The organism is Candidatus Arthromitus sp. SFB-turkey, from assembly GCF_001655775.1.
GTDB classification, from domain to species: domain Bacteria; phylum Bacillota; class Clostridia; order Clostridiales; family Clostridiaceae; genus Dwaynesavagella; species Dwaynesavagella gallinarum.
Genome location: NZ_LXFF01000037.1, coordinates 1 through 18448 on the forward strand (window position 1 = coordinate 1; position 18448 = coordinate 18448).

General features: G+C 27.1%; 16 protein-coding genes. All 16 read left to right on the forward strand.

Going from position 1 to position 18448, the window contains the following annotated elements; translation table 11 throughout:
• Window positions 1–330: 330 nt before the first annotated feature.
• The 16 genes from A6P36_RS07310 (at window position 331) to rbfA (ending at window position 18448) form a co-directional block, all read left to right on the forward strand.
• Window positions 331–648, forward strand: coding sequence for a hypothetical protein (locus A6P36_RS07310; RefSeq protein ID WP_066762722.1), 318 nt, complete (start codon window positions 331–333; stop codon window positions 646–648).
• A gap of 129 nt (window positions 649–777) precedes the next feature.
• Window positions 778–2844 carry a type I DNA topoisomerase gene (gene topA, locus A6P36_RS07315; RefSeq protein WP_066762724.1) on the forward strand — a complete coding sequence of 689 codons (2067 nt, stop codon included), beginning with the start codon at window positions 778–780 and terminating at the stop codon, window positions 2842–2844.
• A gap of 167 nt (window positions 2845–3011) precedes the next feature.
• The gene (gene rpsB, locus A6P36_RS07320) at window positions 3012–3737 is read left to right on the forward strand and encodes a 30S ribosomal protein S2 (RefSeq protein ID WP_066762726.1); all 726 of its coding nucleotides are present in this window, start codon (window positions 3012–3014) and stop codon (window positions 3735–3737) included.
• 23 nt (window positions 3738–3760) lie between these two features.
• A complete protein-coding gene (tsf, locus tag A6P36_RS07325) occupies window positions 3761–4687 on the forward strand; it encodes a translation elongation factor Ts (RefSeq protein ID WP_066762729.1) in 927 nt (308 codons plus the stop codon).
• Window positions 4688–4763: 76 nt separating this feature from the next.
• Window positions 4764–5471, forward strand: a complete 708-nt coding sequence (gene pyrH / locus A6P36_RS07330; protein ID WP_066762731.1) for a UMP kinase — start codon at window positions 4764–4766, stop codon at window positions 5469–5471.
• Window positions 5472–5490: 19 nt separating this feature from the next.
• On the forward strand, window positions 5491–6045 hold the full coding sequence (frr, locus tag A6P36_RS07335) for a ribosome recycling factor (protein WP_066762783.1): 555 nt from the start codon (window positions 5491–5493) through the stop codon (window positions 6043–6045).
• 14 nt (window positions 6046–6059) lie between these two features.
• On the forward strand, window positions 6060–6785 hold the full coding sequence (locus A6P36_RS07340) for an isoprenyl transferase (RefSeq protein ID WP_066762734.1): 726 nt from the start codon (window positions 6060–6062) through the stop codon (window positions 6783–6785).
• Window positions 6775–7560, forward strand: coding sequence for a phosphatidate cytidylyltransferase (locus A6P36_RS07345; protein ID WP_066762740.1), 786 nt, complete (start codon window positions 6775–6777; stop codon window positions 7558–7560). The genes A6P36_RS07340 and A6P36_RS07345 overlap by 11 nt, the downstream gene beginning before the upstream one ends.
• An 11-nt stretch (window positions 7561–7571) precedes the next feature.
• Complete coding sequence (gene rseP / locus A6P36_RS07350; protein ID WP_066762742.1) at window positions 7572–8609, forward strand: RIP metalloprotease RseP; 1038 nt, start codon at window positions 7572–7574, stop codon at window positions 8607–8609.
• Window positions 8610–8680: 71 nt separating this feature from the next.
• Window positions 8681–9700 (forward strand): flavodoxin-dependent (E)-4-hydroxy-3-methylbut-2-enyl-diphosphate synthase, encoded by a 1020-nt coding sequence (gene ispG / locus A6P36_RS07355; RefSeq protein ID WP_066762745.1) that lies wholly within the window; start codon window positions 8681–8683, stop codon window positions 9698–9700.
• A gap of 51 nt (window positions 9701–9751) precedes the next feature.
• On the forward strand, window positions 9752–13927 hold the full coding sequence (locus A6P36_RS07360; protein ID WP_066762748.1) for a PolC-type DNA polymerase III: 4176 nt from the start codon (window positions 9752–9754) through the stop codon (window positions 13925–13927).
• A 151-nt stretch (window positions 13928–14078) separates the two neighbouring features.
• The gene (gene rimP, locus A6P36_RS07365; RefSeq protein WP_066762750.1) at window positions 14079–14555 is read left to right on the forward strand and encodes a ribosome maturation factor RimP; all 477 of its coding nucleotides are present in this window, start codon (window positions 14079–14081) and stop codon (window positions 14553–14555) included.
• Window positions 14552–15664 carry a transcription termination factor NusA gene (gene nusA / locus A6P36_RS07370; protein WP_066762752.1) on the forward strand — a complete coding sequence of 371 codons (1113 nt, stop codon included), beginning with the start codon at window positions 14552–14554 and terminating at the stop codon, window positions 15662–15664. The genes rimP and nusA overlap by 4 nt, the downstream gene beginning before the upstream one ends.
• On the forward strand, window positions 15654–15923 hold the full coding sequence (gene rnpM, locus A6P36_RS07375) for an RNase P modulator RnpM (RefSeq protein WP_066762755.1): 270 nt from the start codon (window positions 15654–15656) through the stop codon (window positions 15921–15923). Before nusA ends, rnpM begins: the two co-directional genes overlap by 11 nt.
• 27 nt (window positions 15924–15950) lie before the next feature.
• The gene (gene infB, locus A6P36_RS07380) at window positions 15951–18083 is read left to right on the forward strand and encodes a translation initiation factor IF-2 (RefSeq protein ID WP_066762758.1); all 2133 of its coding nucleotides are present in this window, start codon (window positions 15951–15953) and stop codon (window positions 18081–18083) included.
• Between the two features lie 20 nt (window positions 18084–18103).
• On the forward strand, window positions 18104–18448 hold the full coding sequence (gene rbfA / locus A6P36_RS07385; protein ID WP_066762762.1) for a 30S ribosome-binding factor RbfA: 345 nt from the start codon (window positions 18104–18106) through the stop codon (window positions 18446–18448).

The following is an 18448-nucleotide window of genomic DNA, read 5'->3' on the forward strand; positions in this document are numbered from 1 at the left end:
TATATAGATAGTATATTAATTAAAGATGGACAAGTTTTTGAAGTAATATTTAAATAGGGTTGTATTTATTATATTTTGAATTTTATTTTTATTAAAAAGTTAAATAATAATGTATAATTTATTTAAGTAATAAATTATGCATTTATTTTTGAAAATACAATTTCAAATTTTATATGTTTAAAATTTTTATACTGTGAAATATTATCTAAAAATAGTACATATCGATGTATTTAAAAATTTTAAAAATATGCTTTAAATAGAAATATTGAGATAAATGTAGATAAATAATGAAATTAATATATCTATTGCTAATTAATATAGAATGTATGTTTGACATCACGTGGATGTAATAAATTAATAAAGGATGGTGCATATATAATTTCAGAGATTAAAGATTTACATGAAATCTTTAAATTAGATAATAAAAGGAATGATAATTTTGATGGTGAAACACATGTAAGTTTGTTTAACGATCCATGTAAATATAAAGTTTTTTCCTTTATAAAGAAGAAACCGAGTAACGTAGATGAAATAGTTAATGAAACAGGAATTGAAGTCGTTAAATTATATAAAATATTATTTGAATTAGAGAATTTAAACATAATAGAGTCTTCAGGTGGTAACTTTTATAGAGCTAAAGTTGTATAAATTTTAATTAATCCATTATTAGATTGACTATATGTGAAAAAAAATATATTATTATTAAAATTGGGTAGGTATATTTTATTAATTAGTATTGTTAATAAAATTGGAGGTGTAAATCCTTTAGGATAGATTATGGCAAAGTACTTAGTTATTGTTGAATCACCAGCAAAAGCTAAAACTATAAAAAAATATTTAGGTTCTAATTATGATGTCGTGGCATCTATGGGACATATTAGAGATTTACCAAAAAGTAGATTAGGTGTATCTGTAGAAGATAATTATGAGCCTAATTATATAAATGTTAGAGGAAAAGCAGATTTAATAAAATCTTTAAAGAAAGCTTCTAAAAAAAGTGAGAAAATATTTCTTGCAACTGACCCAGATAGGGAAGGTGAAGCTATTTCTTGGCATTTAGCGCACATACTAGGGATTGATATAAATGATAAATGTAGAGTGGAGTTTAATGAAATAACTAAGACCACAGTTAAAAATTCTATTAAAAATGCAAGGAGTATTAATTTGAACTTAGTTAATGCTCAACAGGCAAGAAGAGTTGTTGATAGACTTGTTGGTTATGGTATAAGCCCTGTTTTATGGAAAACTGTAAAACCTAAATTAAGTGCGGGTAGAGTACAATCTGCGGCTTTAAAATTGATATGTGATAGAGAAAATGAAATAAGTAAATTTCAGATTAAACAATATTTTACGATAGAAGGCCATGGGAAAAAAAATAAAATTAAATATATTATAAAGTTACATTCATATAAACAAAAAAAAATTGAAAATTTAAATGAAGAACAGGCATTAGAAATATTAAAAGAATTATCTAATAACAATTATGTTGTAAAAGAAATAAAAAGTGGAGTGAAAAATAAGAGGCCGTTACCACCTTTTACTACAAGTACATTGCAACAAGATGCGTATAAAAAATTGAATTTTCAAAGTAAAAAAACTATGTCTTTAGCGCAGACTTTATATGAAGGGGTAGAAATAAAAGGACATGGTACTGTTGGTTTGATTACATATATGAGAACAGATTCTGTTAGACTCTCTAATGATTCTCTCAAACAGGCAAGTGAGTACATAGATTTTGAATATGGAGATAAATATAGATCAGAAAAACCTAGAGAATATTCAAAAAATAAAAATATACAAGATGCTCACGAAGCGATACGTCCTACAAATGTAAATATAACCCCTGATATTGCAAAGCAAACATTAAGAGATGATCAATATAAACTATACTCATTGATATGGAAAAGATTTTTAGCTAGTCAAATGAGTGATGCTGTATATGAAACAATGTCTGTAAGTATTTGTAATGGGGATTATTTATTTAAATTAAGTGGATCAATTTTAAAATTTGATGGTTTTTTAAAAGTCTATAACGATGATAAAGATGAAAATAAAGATTCAATCATACCCAAATTTAAAGAAAATGAAGAATTGGAAAAAATAGAGGTAAAGCATGTAGAACATTTCACTCAACCTCCACCTAGGTATACAGAAGCATCTTTTGTAAAGCTTTTAGAAGAGAAATCAATTGGTAGACCTAGTACATATGTTCCTACGATTAGTACTTTATTTGATAGAATGTATATAAAACGCCAGAATAAGCAATTTATACCTACTGAGTTAGGTGTAATTGTGAATGATTTAATAAAAGAAAATTTTACAGAAATAGTTGATGTTGAATTTACAGCTGATATGGAAAAAAAACTGGATTTTATTGAAGAAGGAAAGATGGAATGGAAAAGTATTGTTCATGAATTTTATGAACCACTTAAACAAAAAATAGATATTGCAGAAAATACGATTGAAAAAATTGTGATTGAGGATGAAATAACAGATGTTTTGTGTGAAAAATGTGGACGTAATATGGTTAAAAAACATAGTAGGTTTGGTATGTTTTTAGCGTGTCCAGGTTATCCAGAATGCAGAAATACAAAATCGATTACAAAAGAGTTAAATGTTAATTGTCCCAAATGTAATGGGAAAATTCATGTTAAAAAGAGTAAAAAAGGAAAGTTGTTCTATGGATGTGAAAAATATCCAGAATGTGATTTTGTATCTTGGTATGAACCAACTGCAGATGTAAAATGTCCTAAATGTGGAGGTATTACTGTTAAAAAGAAAAATAAGAAAAAGCAAGATATATATGAGTGTATTGATTCAAGTTGCGAATCACATAATAAATAAAAGTTAAAGAAAAATAGTAAAAACTGTATTGAACCATTGAAATTCATGTGGTATATTATTAACGTATTATACACGCTATTTAATTTTAAATATCGGTGCTTTTGAAAAAAAGTTTTATTTAAAAGTTGAGAATAGTGGAAGATTTAACCAAATGGAGGAATTTAAAAATGTCAGTTATATCAATGAAACAATTATTGGAAGCTGGAGTTCATTTTGGGCATCAGACAAGAAGATGGAATCCTAAAATGGATAGATTTATATTCGCGGAAAGAAATGGTATTTATATAATAGATTTACAGAAAACTGTTAAAAAATTAGAAGAAGCTTATGAGTTTGTTAGGAATTTATCTGCAGAAGGAAAGGACATTTTGTTTGTTGGTACGAAAAAGCAAGCTCAAGAGACTATATCTGAAGAAGCGATAAGAGTTGGTATGCACTACGTTAATCATAGATGGCTGGGTGGAATGTTAACTAACTTTAGAACTATAAAGAATAGAATAAAGCGACTTGAAGAGTTGAAACAAATGGAAGAAAATGGAACTTTTTCGATTATGTTGAAAAAGGAAGTTATTAAATTAAGAGCTGAAATTGAAAAATTAGAGCGAAATTTAGGTGGAATTAAGAATTTAAATGCAAGTAATATAGGCGCTATGTTTATAATTGATCCTAAAAAAGAGAGAAATGCTGTTTTTGAAGCTAAAAAATTAGGTATACCTATAGTATCTATTGTAGATACAAATTGTGATCCTGATGAAATAGATTTTCCGATACCAGGGAATGATGATGCTATAAGAGCTGTTAAATTAATAACTAGCAAAATTGCTGATGCTATTATTGAAGGAAGACAGGGAGTAGATGTTTTAGAAGAAGTAAATGAATCACAAGAAATTTAGTTTTTTCAGGAGGTATTATTATTATGGTAACTGCTCAATTAGTTAAAGAGTTAAGAGAATTAACTGGAGCTGGAATGATGGATTGTAAAAAAGCTTTATCTGAGACAGGGGGGGACTTGAAAAAGGCCGTTGATGTTTTGAGAGAAAAAGGTCTTTCTTCTGCAGCCAAAAAAGCCGGAAGAATTGCAGCAGAAGGTGTAGTTTCATCTTACGTTAGTAACGATTTTTCTAAAGGTACTTTAGTTGAATTAAATTGTGAAACGGATTTTGTTGCTATAAATCCGTTATTTGTAGGTTTATCTAAAGAGATATGTGAAATCGCTTCGGAAAACTCATGTGATAATGTTAGTGATATTGAAAATTTAAATTATAAATTTAGTGATGAATTTCCTACAGTTAAAGATGCTATTGTTGGTTTAGTAGCTAAACTTGGGGAAAATATTTCTTTAAGAAGAGTTGTAAATTACTATTCCAATGATGGAGTTATCAATACTTATATTCACGGTGATGGTAAAATAGGTGTTGTTATTGAATTAAAAAGTGATTTAAAAAATGAAGAAGTAGTTAAAGTAGCAAAAGATTTATGTATGCAAGTAGCTGCTACTAATCCTATGTTTTTAGATATTAATAGTGTTGATCAGAGTGTTGTTGAAAAAGAACGTCAAATTCTAAAAACTCAAGCATTAAATGAAGGTAAGCCAGAGCAAGTAGTTGAAAAGATGGTTGAAGGAAGAATTAAAAAATATTTTCAGGAAATATGTTTGGTTGAGCAAGGATTTGTTAAAGATCCAGATTTGACAGTTAAGAAGTTTATAGAGAATAAATCAAAAGAGCTAGGTTCTAAAATAGAAATTGTACGTTTTTCTCGTTTTGAAAAAGGAGAAGGTATAGAGAAAAATGAAGAAAATTTTGCTGAAGAAGTTCAGAAGCAAATGAATAAAGGGAAATAAGATTTTGTTTTATAAAGAGAACATGTTTGGCACTGTTCTCTTTTTTTGAAATTAATTTGTGTTTGGAGGGGGAAAATTGAGTTATAAATTTAAAAGAGTTCTGCTGAAACTTTCAGGTGAGGCTCTTGCTGGTGAAAAAGGTTTTGGAATTGATTTTAATATTTGTAAAAGGATAGCAAAAGAAATTAAAGAGTTAAAAGATAATGGATTAGAGGTAGGAATAGTAGTTGGAGGAGGAAATATATGGAGAGGTAGAGCAGGAAGAGGAATGGATAGAACGACTGCTGATCATATGGGGATGCTCGCGACTTGTATAAATTCTTTGGCATTACAAGATTCTTTAGAAGAATGCGGAGTTATAACTCGAGTTTTAAGTGCTTTAGAAATTAAACAGATAGCAGAACCGTATATCAGAAGAAAAGCTGTTAGACACCTTGAAAAAGGAAGGGCAGTTATATTTTCGTCAGGTACAGGAAACCCTTTTTTTTCAACGGATACTGCAGCGGCACTTAGAGCGGCAGAAATTGAAGCTGAAGTTATATTATTAGCTAAAAAAGTCGATGGTATTTATGATAAAGACCCTATGAAAAATTATGATGCTAAAAAATATGATAGATTAAATTACATAGATATTTTAAATAAAAATTTACAAGTTATGGATTCAACAGCTACTTCTTTATGTATGGACAATAATATTCCTATTATTGTTTTTAATCTTGATGTAGAAGGAAATATTTTAAAAGCTGTTAAAGGTGACGAAATAGGAACTTTTGTTAATAAATAAATCTGAGGTGTTATTTGTGATGGATAAAACTATATTGACTTTGAAAGAAAAAATGTCTAAAACTGTTGATGTTTTACAAACAGACTTATCATCAATGAAAGTTGGAAGAGCTAATCCAAGTATGCTTGATAGAATAGAAGTTGAATATTATGGGACAATGACAAAACTTAATCAAGTTGCAAATATTTCAACTCCTGAATCAAGGATGATTATGATACAGCCATGGGAAAAGGCAATTTTAAAAGATATTGAAAAAGCTATTTTGAAATCTGATTTAGGGTTAGCGCCAAATAATGATGGTTCATCTATAAGATTGCTTATTCCTGAAATGACTGAGGAAACTAGAAAAAATACTGTGAAAAAGGTAAAAAAAATAGCTGAGGAATCAAAAGTTGTAATACGAACTATAAGAAGAGATGCGAATGATAAAGTTAAATCTTTGAAAAAGGATGGTTCGATAACGGAAGATGATTTAAAAAAAGCTGAGGATGAAATACAGAAAATAACTGATAAATTTATTAAAAATATAGATGAAATTGTTGTAAATAAAGAAAAGGAAATAATGTCAATTTAAGAAAGGCTTATACTGTGGATAATAGAGATATAAATATTCCTAACCATGTAGCTATTATATTAGATGGTAATGGTAGATGGGCAAAAAATAGAGGTTTTTCTAGAACGGAAGGGCATAAAGAAGGTGTAAAAAATCTTGAAATGCTTATTGATGAATGTAGATGTCTTGATATTAAATATTTAACTTTGTATGTTTTTTCTACAGAAAATTGGAAAAGGCCAGCTTTTGAAGTTAATAATTTAATGTCGCTTCTAAATAAATATTTAATTGAAAAGATTGAGGTATTAACTAAAGAAAATATAAAATTAAATGTTATTGGTGAAATTGAGAAATTGCCATCTAAAACTTTCAAACTCATAAAAGATACGATTGAGAAAACTAAAAATAATTCTAAATTAGTTTTAACTCTTGCTATAAATTATGGAGCAAGGAATGAAATAATTAATGGAATTAAAAAAATAGCCAAGGATATTTTGGATGAAAAAATTAAAATAGATTACATAAATGAAAGTGTATTTTCAAAATATTTATATACGCAAGATATACCAGATCCAGATTTGTTAATACGTACAAGTGGTGAGTATAGGTTAAGTAATTTTTTATTGTGGCAGTGTGCTTATACAGAATTTTGGTTTACAGATGTTTTTTGGCCAGATTTTAGAAAAGAACACCTATATGATGCTTTAGAAAATTTTAGTAAAAGGAAGAGAAGATTTGGAAAGGTAGACAATGAAAACTGATTTATCAAAAATTAATAAAAGATATATAGGGTCTTTAGTGATTGTTCCAATAATTATTTCACTTATTGTAGGTGGTTTATTATTAAAAGCTATGATTCTATGTATTACAATATTTTCTTTAATAGAGTTTTCAAGTGCTTTGAAATATAAAAAAATAAATGTTAATAAATATTTGATTATATTTTTTACAATAATATATTATATTGTGGGATTTGAGTATGTAGATATATTGGTTTTTATGTTTTTTATTTTTTTGTTGTTATATACATTGAATAAAAATAATAATATTGTAGATATAAGTTTAAGTTTTATATCTATTTTTTATATAGTAATTCCATTTAGTTTTATTTTTATTTTAAATGAAAAAAATAATTATTTATCTTGGATTATATTTTTAAGTGCTTGGAGTACGGATACTATGGCTTATTTTATTGGTAAAAATTTTGGTAAACATAAAATAAGTCAAAATATTAGCCCAAATAAAACTTTAGAAGGTTTTATTGCTGGTGTTATAAGTTGTGTTTTAGTTATTTCAATATATGGTTTTATATTTAATGATAAGTTAAACATATCAATTTTAAATTTAGTTTTTCTTAGTATTTTTACTGGAATTGTAGGTCAAATAGGAGATCTGATTGCCTCATCAATTAAAAGATTTGCAGAAATCAAAGATTTTGGGAACTTAATTCCTGGACATGGAGGGATTTTAGATAGATTCGATAGTATATTGATGATATCTATTGTTGTGTTTGTTTTTTCACAAATTTTAATGTAAAGGAGTATTAAATGAATAATTTATTTGTAATACTTTTAGTTGCGTTAAGTTTTGGATTGCTTATAGTTGGGCATGAATTTGGTCATTTTATCGTAGCTAAGATGAATGGAGTAAAAGTTGATGAATTTGCCATAGGTATGGGGCCTTTAGTTTGTAAGTTTAAAGGCAAGGAAACAATGTATTCTTTAAGACTTTTACCAATTGGTGGATATGTTAAAATGTTAGGTGAGTATGACGATTCCGATAATGAAATTTCTGAGGAAGATAAGAAAAGAGCATATATATTTAAACATCCTCTTAGAAAAATATCAATAATTTTAGCCGGACCTGTAATGAATTTTATTTTGGCATTTATTATATTTTGGGGGTTAAATATTTTTGAGGGATATAATTCAACTATAATTGGTGAAGTTGTTGATGGAAGTCCTGCGCAAAATGCTGGATTAGAAGTTGGGGATGAAATTACTGCTTTAAATTCAAAAAAGTTTTTAAATTGGAGCGATTTTGTTTTTGAGTTGCAAAATGTTAAAAATAAAGAAACCATAAATATAAAAGTTTTGCGAAATAATCAAGAAATGGAATTTAATATTAATCCTGAAATAAATGGTAATTCTATTATTATTGGAATTAAACCAAAGTTCATTGAAAATGCAGGATTCTTTGAAAGTATATCTAATGGATTTAAAGAAACTATTTCTGAAATAAAACAGGTAATAGGATCATTGGTTTATTTAATTACAGGTAAAGCTTCCTTTAAAGACTTAGGAGGACCGGTGACAATATTTAAGGTATCTGGTCAGGCGGCTAAAGCGGGATTTGCAGAACTTATGAATTTTACGGCATTTTTAAGTGTGAATCTTGGAATATTTAATTTAATACCATTTCCTGCTTTAGATGGAGGAGCTGTTATAGTTAATTCAATAGAATTAATTACTAGAAAGAGAATTAAACAGGAAATTCTTGCAAAAATTAATTATGTTGGTTTTACATTATTAATTTTGCTTATGATATTTGTTACTTTAAAAGATATCTTTTTTCCTATAGTGTAAAGTTGTAATTATTATTTTTAAGTTAAAAGGAATGATTTATAATTGAATAGAGTGTTAAAAAAAAAGTTAAAATAGGGACTAAATTTATTGGTGAAAATAGTCCTATTGCAATCCAATCTATGACTAATACTAATACAAAAAATATAGATGATACAATTAAGCAAATAAACGATTTAGAAAAAAATGGTTGTGATATAGTGCGTGTAGCTATTACAGATAGTTATGAAGCATCGTGCATACCTAAAATAAAAAATTCAACTAATATACCTTTAGTTGCAGATATTCAATTTGATTATAGGTTAGCTATAGAATGTGTTAAAAATGGGATTGATAAAATTAGGATAAATCCAGGGAATATAGGAAATCAAGAAAAGGTAAGAGAAGTTGTTAATGCGTGTAAAGAATACAATATCCCAATAAGAATCGGCGTTAATGGTGGATCTTTAGAAAAAGATTTATTAGAAAAATACAAGAAGAAAACTACAGATGCACTTGTTAAAAGTGTACTTAGAAATGTTGAGCTTCTAGAAAAATTCAATTTTAATGATATTGTTATATCGGTTAAATCTTCAAATGTTAAGATGATGATAGAATCTTATACTAAAATTTCAGAACTTGTTAACTATCCTTTACATTTAGGTGTTACTGAAGCGGGATTGTTTTTATCTGGAGCTGTGAAGTCCAGTATTGGTATAGGAACTCTTTTGTATAATGGAATAGGTGATACTATAAGAGTTTCTTTAACAGATAATCCTATTAATGAGGTTAAAGTTGCTAAAGAGATTTTAAAATCTTTAGATTTATATAAGAAGGGTGTTAATTTAATTTCTTGCCCAACTTGTTCAAGAACAAAATTTAATCTTATAGATTTAGCGAATCAAGTAGATGAGTTAACTAAAAATATTGATAAGAATATAACTATTGCAGTTATGGGATGCGCTGTTAATGGTCCAGGAGAAGCGAGAGAAGCTGATATTGGAATTGCTGGTGGAAATGGTGAAGGATTAATATTTAAAAAAGGTAAAATTCTTAGAAAAGTTAAGGAAGAAGAGTTACTTGAAGAATTAAAAAAGGAAATAGAGTCATTGTAAGAGAGGTGTTTAAACCTCTCTTTTAAATTATAATTTTGCAGAGGATTTATAATGAAAATTTTAAAAATTGAAATTTTTAAATCGTTACATAAAATTTTGATTTACGTTAAAGATATGGATTTTGATAAAAATAAATTTATCAAAGATCTTAAAATAAATTTGGATAAAAATTTTGAATATAAAATTATTTTAATAAATTCATTAAAGGAAAAAAGTTTAGAGTGTTTTGTTGAATATAGTTATGATTCTATGCAAGAATACATTAAATTTAATTTTCCAATGTTTTATCCGATTTTTTCTATTAAACCTGAAATAAATTCTGAAAATTTAATTTATAAGACATCTAATGATTTTATAATTAAGAGGTTTAATGAAAATAATTTAAATGATGAAATTAAAAAGTTTTTGAAATATTTTTTTGATTTAGATGTTAATATTCAATTTATTAAAAATGAAAACCTAGTTAGTAGTAATTCTATTGAGTATAATATTCCTAAAATAAAATTTGAAAAGAAAGAAACATATGTTGTTGAGCCTAAAAAAACGAATGAAGATACTGATGAAAATATTATTGTTGGTAAGATTATTCAAGAAAAATCGGTAGATATTAATTTGTTAGATGTGCCTGAAAAAAATATAGTTATAGAGGGAACTATTTTTAATCAAACTTTAATAAACACTAAAACGGGTAAAAAACTTATTAGTTTTTTTGTTCATGATGATACGTCTTCAATTAATGTAAAATATTTTTTGAAAACAAAAGATTCTGATAATATAATTTCTAAATTATCCAATAATGTTTATGTCAAAATAAAGGGAGAAGTTATAATTGACCAATTTACAAAAGAGTTGACAATTATGGCCTATAATATAAATTTATGTAAAAAAATAGAGCGACTAGATAAATCAAATGAAAAAAGAGTAGAACTGCACCTTCATACAAATATGAGTACTATGGATTCGGTTATAAATGTTAATGAGCTTTTTAAAATGGCAAAGGATTGGGGGCATAAGGCTATAGCTATAACAGATCATAATGTTGTTCAAGCCTACCCTAGCGTTATGGATGCATCAAAAAAGTTTGGAATAAAAGCAATCTATGGAATTGAAATAAATCTTGTTGATGATTTAAAGCCTTTAATTAATAAAGTAGAAAATCAAACTATTGATGATAGTTTTGTTGTTTTTGATATTGAAACTACAGGTTTTTCTAATTTAAATGAAAAAATAATTGAAATAGGTGCTGTCAAAATTAAAGATGGAAAAATTATTGATGAATTTTCAACTTTTATTAATCCAGAAAGAAATATTCCAATCAAAATAACTGAACTTACAGGAATAACAAATGATATGGTTTGTAAATCTCCTATTATTAATGATGTAATTGGTGATTTTTATAAATTTTGTGAAGATTCAATTATGGTTGCTCACAATATAGATTTTGATATGTCGTTTATAAGAAGAAATGGAAAAAGTTTTGGATTTGAATTTTCAAACTCTTTACTTGATACAATCGATTTGTGTAAATTTTTATTTCCAGAATTAAAGAGATATAAGTTAAATGTAGTGGCAAAACATTTGGGTGTTAGTCTCGAAAATCACCATAGAGCTGTAGATGATGCAAAGGCTACAGCGATGATATTAATTAAATGTTTTGAAAAACTAAAATCAAAAAATATTATTACTTTAAAGCATCTTAATTATGAATACATACAAAATATAAACATTTCAAAACTTTATACAACTCATGCAGTTTTATTAGCTAAAAATCAAGTTGGATTAAAAAATATTTATAAGCTTGTATCTAAAGGTCATTTAGATTATTTCTTTAAAACTCCAAGAATTCCTAAAAGTGAACTTTTGAAACATAGAGAAGGATTGATTATTGGTTCCTCATTTAGGGAAGGTCAAATATTTAAAGGAATTATAGATTTTTATGATGAGGAAAGATTAAAAGAAATAAGTGAATTGTATGATTATTTTGAAGTATCTCCACCTTATAATTGTAGAGAACATATAAAATCTGAAAGAATTGTTGGATATGAAGAAGCAGAAGAAATAATTAAATTAATTTATGATTTTGGAAGAAAAAATAATAAATTAGTTGTAGCCGTTTCAAATTCTCATTATATAGAAAAAAAACATAATATTTATAGAAATATTTTAAGAGTTTGTCAAAATTTTAAGGTAGATCTTGAAGATGATAGTCTTTATTTTAGAACAACAAAAGAGATGTTTGAAGAATTTAAGTTTTTGCCAAAAGACATAGCCAATGAAATAATTGTTTTAAATCCAAATAAAATTAGCGATATGGTTGAAGAAACTTTGCCTATTCCTAAAGGAACATTTCCACCTAAAATAGATGGAGCAGATGAAGAAATTAGAAAAATGACTTTTGATAAAGCTCATTCTATATATGGAAATCCACTTCCTGATATAATACAAGAACGTTTAGATAAAGAAATAAATTCTATTATTAATAATGGTTATGCTGTTTTATATTTAATAGCTCATAAACTTGTTAAAAAGTCTTTAGATGATGGATATTTGGTTGGTTCAAGGGGATCTGTTGGATCTTCTATAGTTGCAACATTTTGTGGTATAACAGAGGTTAATGGATTACCACCTCATTATGTTTGTCCTAATTGCAAAAATAGTGAGTTTATTTTAGATGGAAGCGTTAATGCTGGAGTAGATTTACCTGCGAAAAAATGTAATAAATGTGAAAGTGAATATTTAAGAGATGGATTTGATATACCATTTGAAACTTTTTTAGGATTTGATGGTGATAAAGAGCCTGATATAGATTTAAATTTTTCTGGTGAGTATCAACCAACAGTACATAAATATACTGAAGAACTTTTTGGAAAGGGATTTGTTTTTAGGGCTGGAACAATTGGAACTATTGCAGAGAAAACAGCTTACGGTTATGTTAAAAAATATATTGAAGAATTAAGTTTGAAAATGCCTCAATCTGAGGTTGAAAGATTATCTAAAGGATTAACTGGTGTTAAAAGAACAACAGGTCAGCACCCTGGAGGGATAATGGTAGTACCTAAAGATAATGATATTTTTAATTTTACACCAATTCAGCATCCAGCAGATGATAAAAGTGTGAATGTAATTACAACGCATTTTGATTATCATTCAATAAGTGGTAGACTTTTAAAATTAGATATACTTGGTCATGATGACCCTACGATGTTAAAAATGTTAAAAGATTTAACTGGATTAAATCCACAAGAAATACCACTAAATGATTCTAAGGTGTTAAGTTTATTTAATGAGGTAACGGCTCTTGGTATAGATTCAAATGATATAGATTGTGAAGTTGGAACATTAGGAATACCTGAGTTTGGAACGAAATTTGTAAGACAAATGCTTTTAGATACTAAACCAACAAATTTTTCAGATTTAGTTAGAATTTCTGGTTTATCACACGGAACAGATGTATGGTTAAATAATGCTCAAGAATTTATAAAAAATGGAAATACAACACTTAAAGGATGTATATCTACGAGAGATGATATAATGGTATATTTAGTTTATAAAGGATTAAAACCTAAAGCAGCTTTTGACATTATGGAAAATGTTCGTAAAGGTAAGGGGCTTACTTTGGAACAGGAAAAAATAATGATTGAAAATAATATTGAAGATTGGTACATAGAGTCATGTAAAAGAATTAAATATATGTTCCCTAAGGGACATGCAGTTGCGTATGTAATGATGGCTGTTAGAATTGCTTATTACAAAGTTTATTATCCTTTGGAATATTATACTGCTTATTGTACTGTTAGAGCTGATGAATTTGATGCAGATTTAATTTGTAATGGAACGGAATTAATTAATGAAAAGTTAAACCATTTAAAATCTCTTGGAAATAATTTAACTCAAAAAGATAAAGGTCTTCTGACAATTTTAGAAATTGCACTTGAAGCGTACGCAAGAGGAATAAAATTTTATAAAGTGGATTTATATAGATCTCATTACAATGATTTTAAAATAGAAAATGGTGGGATTTTACCACCGATAAAATCACTTCAAGGTGTTGGAAGTACAGCAGCTAAAAATTTATATGATGCGGGAAATTTTTGTGAATTTATATCACTACAAGATTTGAAAAATAGAGCTAAAGTTTCTAAAACAGTAATTGAAACTTTGCAATCCCATGGATGTATAAAAGATTTACCAGAAACAAATCAAACTACGATGGATTTAAAATTTTAGTATAAAAAAATAATTGTTTGCATTAGTAACAAAATTGTGTTATAATTGCGAAATATAAGGTGTTTATTTGTGTTATGCGGGAGAGTAGGTTGTAAGGCCTACTCTTCTGTATTTTTAAAAGAAAATTTTTAGAATTAAAAGGAAGAGAGTTTTGAATAATTTAGTTGACTTAATTAGAGAAAAAACAAGTGATGCCATAGAAAACTTAGGATATGAAATATATCACATTGAGTATGTTAATGAATTTGGGCACAATTATTTGAGAATAATGATTACAAATCAAGAAACAGATAAAAAAATAAATATTACTGACTGTGAAATAGTTTCTAAAACTATAAACAGATTAATTGATGATTTAGGTATAGATAATAAATTTTTTTTGGAAGTATCTTCTCCTGGAATTAACAGAAAATTATATACCTTTAAACATATGAAAGATGCAGTAGATAAAATTGTTTGTGTTAAATTAAACAAATCTATTAATGGAAGTAAAAAACATATTGGAATTTTGAAAGATGTTAATGATAGTGAAATTATATTAGGCGTTAAAGATGAGGAATTAAAAATTAATATCGATACGATTAAAAATATAAATTTAGAGGAAATATCTCAGGAGGATATTCTATGAATAAAGAATTTATAGATGCACTTAAAACAATAGTTAAAGATAAGGGAATAAGTGAGGATTTAATCTTTACAACTATTGAAGATGCTTTAATAGCTGCTTATAAGAAAAATTATTCTAATCAAGGTGCTTCTCAAAATGTAAAGGTAACTATGAATAGAGTTACTGGAGAAATAAAAGTTTTTGCACAAAAATTAATTGTTGAATCAATTAGATATTCTTCTATTGAAATTATTTTGGAGGATGCAAGAAAAATAAGTCCTTATTACAATATTGGAGATATATGTGATGTTGAGGTTACTCCAAAAAGTTTTGGTAGAGTTGCAGCAACTCTCGCAAAACAAGTTGTAACTCAGAGGATAAAAGAAGCTGAGAGAGATTTGTTATACAAAGAATTTGCACAAAAAGAATTTCAAATTATTACAGGAACTGTTCTTAGAAATGATAAGGATCATGTGTTTATAAACATAGGAAGAATAGAAACTATTTTGAGATCTAATGATAAAATTCCAAGGGAAAAGTTTGAGAGAAATGAAAAAATTAAGTTATATGTGTCAGAGGTTATTAACTCACCTAAAGGTACACAAGTGCATGTTTCAAGAACAGATCCAAATTTTATAAGGAAATTATTTGAGATTGAAGTTAGTGAAATACAAGAAGGCATTGTTGAGATTAAAAATATTGTTAGAGAAGCTGGTGCCAGAACTAAAATGGCAGTTCATTCAAAATTAGAGGATATAGATCCTATTGGAGCTTGTGTTGGAGAACAAGGAATTAGAGTTAAAAGTATTGTAAATGAAGTTAGAAATGAGAAAATTGATATTATAAAATGGAGTGAAGATCCAAAGGTTTACATATCTAATGCTTTAAGTCCAGCAAAAATTTTTAGTATAAAAGTTGATGAGGAAAAAAAGATTGCTGATGTAGTTGTTGAAGATTCTCAACTTTCTTTAGCTATAGGTAAAGAAGGACAAAATGTACGTTTAGCAGCTCGTTTAACAGGGTGGAAAATAGATATAAAATCACTATCCAAATGTAAAGATGATTTAATAAGTTCTGAAGAGGATAATGTTGAGCATTGTGAACAAGAGGATATTTTAAATGAAGGCTAAGGGTATTTTAATTAGAAAATGTATTGGATGTAATGAAAGAAAGAATAAAAATGAACTTATAAGAATTTGTAGAACAACAAGTAATAGTGTTGAGATTGATTTAACGTACAAAATGGAAGGAAGGGGCGCTTATATCTGCAATAATAATTTGACTTGTTTAAATGATAGTATTAAATTTAACAAGATTTCTAGAGCTTTGAAAGTAGAAATTCCTTCAGAAATAGTTACGGAATTACAAAAGAGAATAGATAAATTTTAAAATTTATAATTTGGGGAGGTAGATTTTATGTCTAAGGTTCGAATTTATGAGTTGGCGAAAGAGTTAAATGTATCAAGTAAAGAATTGATTAATATTCTAAAAACGGAATTTAATGTAGATGTAAAGAATCATATGAGTGTTTTAAGTGATGAAGATAGTGAACTAATAAAAGAATATTTAGAAATTAAAGATGATACAAAAGAAAAATCAAACAATGATAGTGAAATTAATTTTAAAAGTATTGAGAAAAATGAAGAAAAGCAAGATATTGTTCAAGAATATGAAGATATTATGATTGAACAAATAGATAAATTATCTCAAAAGAGTAAAAATAAGAATAAAAACAAAAAACAGTTTAACTTCAAAAATGAGAAATCTGTAGTTGATGAAAATAAAGTTGATGATATTATAGAAATCGGAAAAACTATAAGTGTAAAAGAGTTGTCTCAAAAAATTAATAAATCAACGGCAGATATAATTAAAAATTTAATGTTTTTAGGGTTAATGGTATCAATTAATCAGGAAATAGATTTTGAGATAGCAAAAAAACTTTGTGAAAAATATGAAATTGAATGTATTCAAAAAAGTTCGGAAGCAGAAGAAGAAAAGTATAAGTCAATTGAAGTTAAAGAAGTTGATGTTAAAAATTTAAGTAAAAGACCTCCAATAATTACAGTTATGGGGCATGTTGATCATGGTAAAACATCATTACTTGATTTTATAAGAAAAACAAATGTGACTCAGAAAGAGGCTGGAGGAATAACTCAACATATTGGAGCTTATAAAGTTCAGGTTAACGATGAAATTATAACTTTTATTGATACGCCAGGACATGAGGCATTTACGCAAATGAGAGCAAGAGGAGCTAAAGTAACCGATATCGTTGTTCTTGTAGTTGCTGCTGACGATGGAATAATGCCACAAACTGTTGAAGCTATAAATCATTGTAAATCAGCAGGTGTTCCTATTATTGTTGCAATTAATAAAATTGATAAACCTGAAGCAAACGTAGATAAAGTTAAACAAGAATTAACAGAACATGAGATTGTTGCAGAAGACTGGGGAGGAGATACGGTTTTTGTAAGTGTTTCAGCAAAAACAGGTCAAGGAATAGATGAACTGTTAGAAATGATTATTTTAACAGCTGATATTCAAGAGTTAAAAGCAAATAAAAAAGCTAATCCTCAAGGTACTGTTATAGAATCTAAACTTGATAAAGGAAAAGGACCTCTTGCTACATTATTGGTTCAAGATGGTGTATTAAAAGTTGGAGATTCTGTTGTTGTCGGAAATACATATGGAAAAATTAGAGCTATGTATGATGAAAATGATAATGTTATTAAAGAAGCAGGACCATCTATACCAGTATTAGTTTTAGGATTAAATGAAGTTCCGGATGCTGGAGATAAATTTGAATTTGTTAAAGATGAAAAAGTTGCTAGACAAATTTCTGATGAAAGAAAACAACAAATTAAAGATAATCAAAATAATAATTCAAAAATTTCATTAGAAACAGTGTATAGTCAAATAAAAGAAGGAACAATAAAAGAATTAAGTTTAATTGTTAAATCTGACGTTCAAGGATCTTCTGAGGCATTAAAACAATCTTTAGAAAAACTTTCTTCAGATAGTATTAAGGTTAAAGTTATTCATAGTGCAGTTGGTGCAATAAATGAAAGTGATATTATTTTTGCAAGCACATCTAATGCTATAATTATTGGTTTTAACGTTAGACCAGATAATAATGCACTTATTTTAGCTGAGAAAGAAAAAGTTGATATACGTACATATAGATTAATTTACGAAGCACTAGATGATATGAAATCTGCAATGATTGGTTTATTAGATCCAGATATTAAAGAAGTTTATTTGGGACGTGTTGAAATAAGACAATTATATAAAATTTCAAATGTTGGTACTGTTGCTGGATGTTATGTACTTGATGGAAAAATTACACGAAATTGTAATGTAAGGGTTTTACGTCAAGGGGTAGTTATTTTTGAATCTAAACTTTCTTCATTAAAGAGATTTAAAGATGATGTTAAAGAAGTTGCAAAAGGATATGAATGTGGTTTATCTATTGAAAACTTTAATGACATAAAAGAAGAAGATATTATTGAAGGATTTGAAATGAAAGAATTTAAAAGAAATAACCTTTGATTATAAAAGAGGTGATATATGTGGCTAAATTTAGAATGGAACGTGTTAATGAGGAAATAAAAAAAGCATTGAGTTCATGTATTCAAAATGATTTAAAAGATTCAAGAATTACAGGACTTATAACCGTAACAAGAGTTGAAACAAGTCAAGATTTTAAAAATGCAAAAGTTTATTTAAGCGTATTTGATAAACACAAACAAGAAGTTTTTGAAGTTTTAAAAAAATCAACAGGGAAAATGAAAAGAGCAATTTCTCAAAATGTTAAAATAAGATTTGTACCAGAAATTGATTTAAAATTAGATGATTCGATAGAATATAGTTTTCATATAGATGAAATATTAAGAAAAACTAATAAAGAGGATTAA

Coding starts and splice junctions, on each gene's coding strand:
- topA (WP_066762724.1), top strand. CDS start 778: ATGGCAAAGTACTTAGTTATTGTTGAATCACCAGCAAAAGCTAAAACT.
- rpsB (WP_066762726.1), top strand. CDS start 3,012: ATGTCAGTTATATCAATGAAACAATTATTGGAAGCTGGAGTTCATTTT.
- tsf (WP_066762729.1), top strand. CDS start 3,761: ATGGTAACTGCTCAATTAGTTAAAGAGTTAAGAGAATTAACTGGAGCT.
- frr (WP_066762783.1), top strand. CDS start 5,491: ATGGATAAAACTATATTGACTTTGAAAGAAAAAATGTCTAAAACTGTT.
- A6P36_RS07345 (WP_066762740.1), top strand. CDS start 6,775: ATGAAAACTGATTTATCAAAAATTAATAAAAGATATATAGGGTCTTTA.
- rseP (WP_066762742.1), top strand. CDS start 7,572: ATGAATAATTTATTTGTAATACTTTTAGTTGCGTTAAGTTTTGGATTG.
- A6P36_RS07360 (WP_066762748.1), top strand. CDS start 9,752: ATGAAAATTTTAAAAATTGAAATTTTTAAATCGTTACATAAAATTTTG.
- nusA (WP_066762752.1), top strand. CDS start 14,552: ATGAATAAAGAATTTATAGATGCACTTAAAACAATAGTTAAAGATAAG.
- rnpM (WP_066762755.1), top strand. CDS start 15,654: ATGAAGGCTAAGGGTATTTTAATTAGAAAATGTATTGGATGTAATGAA.
- infB (WP_066762758.1), top strand. CDS start 15,951: ATGTCTAAGGTTCGAATTTATGAGTTGGCGAAAGAGTTAAATGTATCA.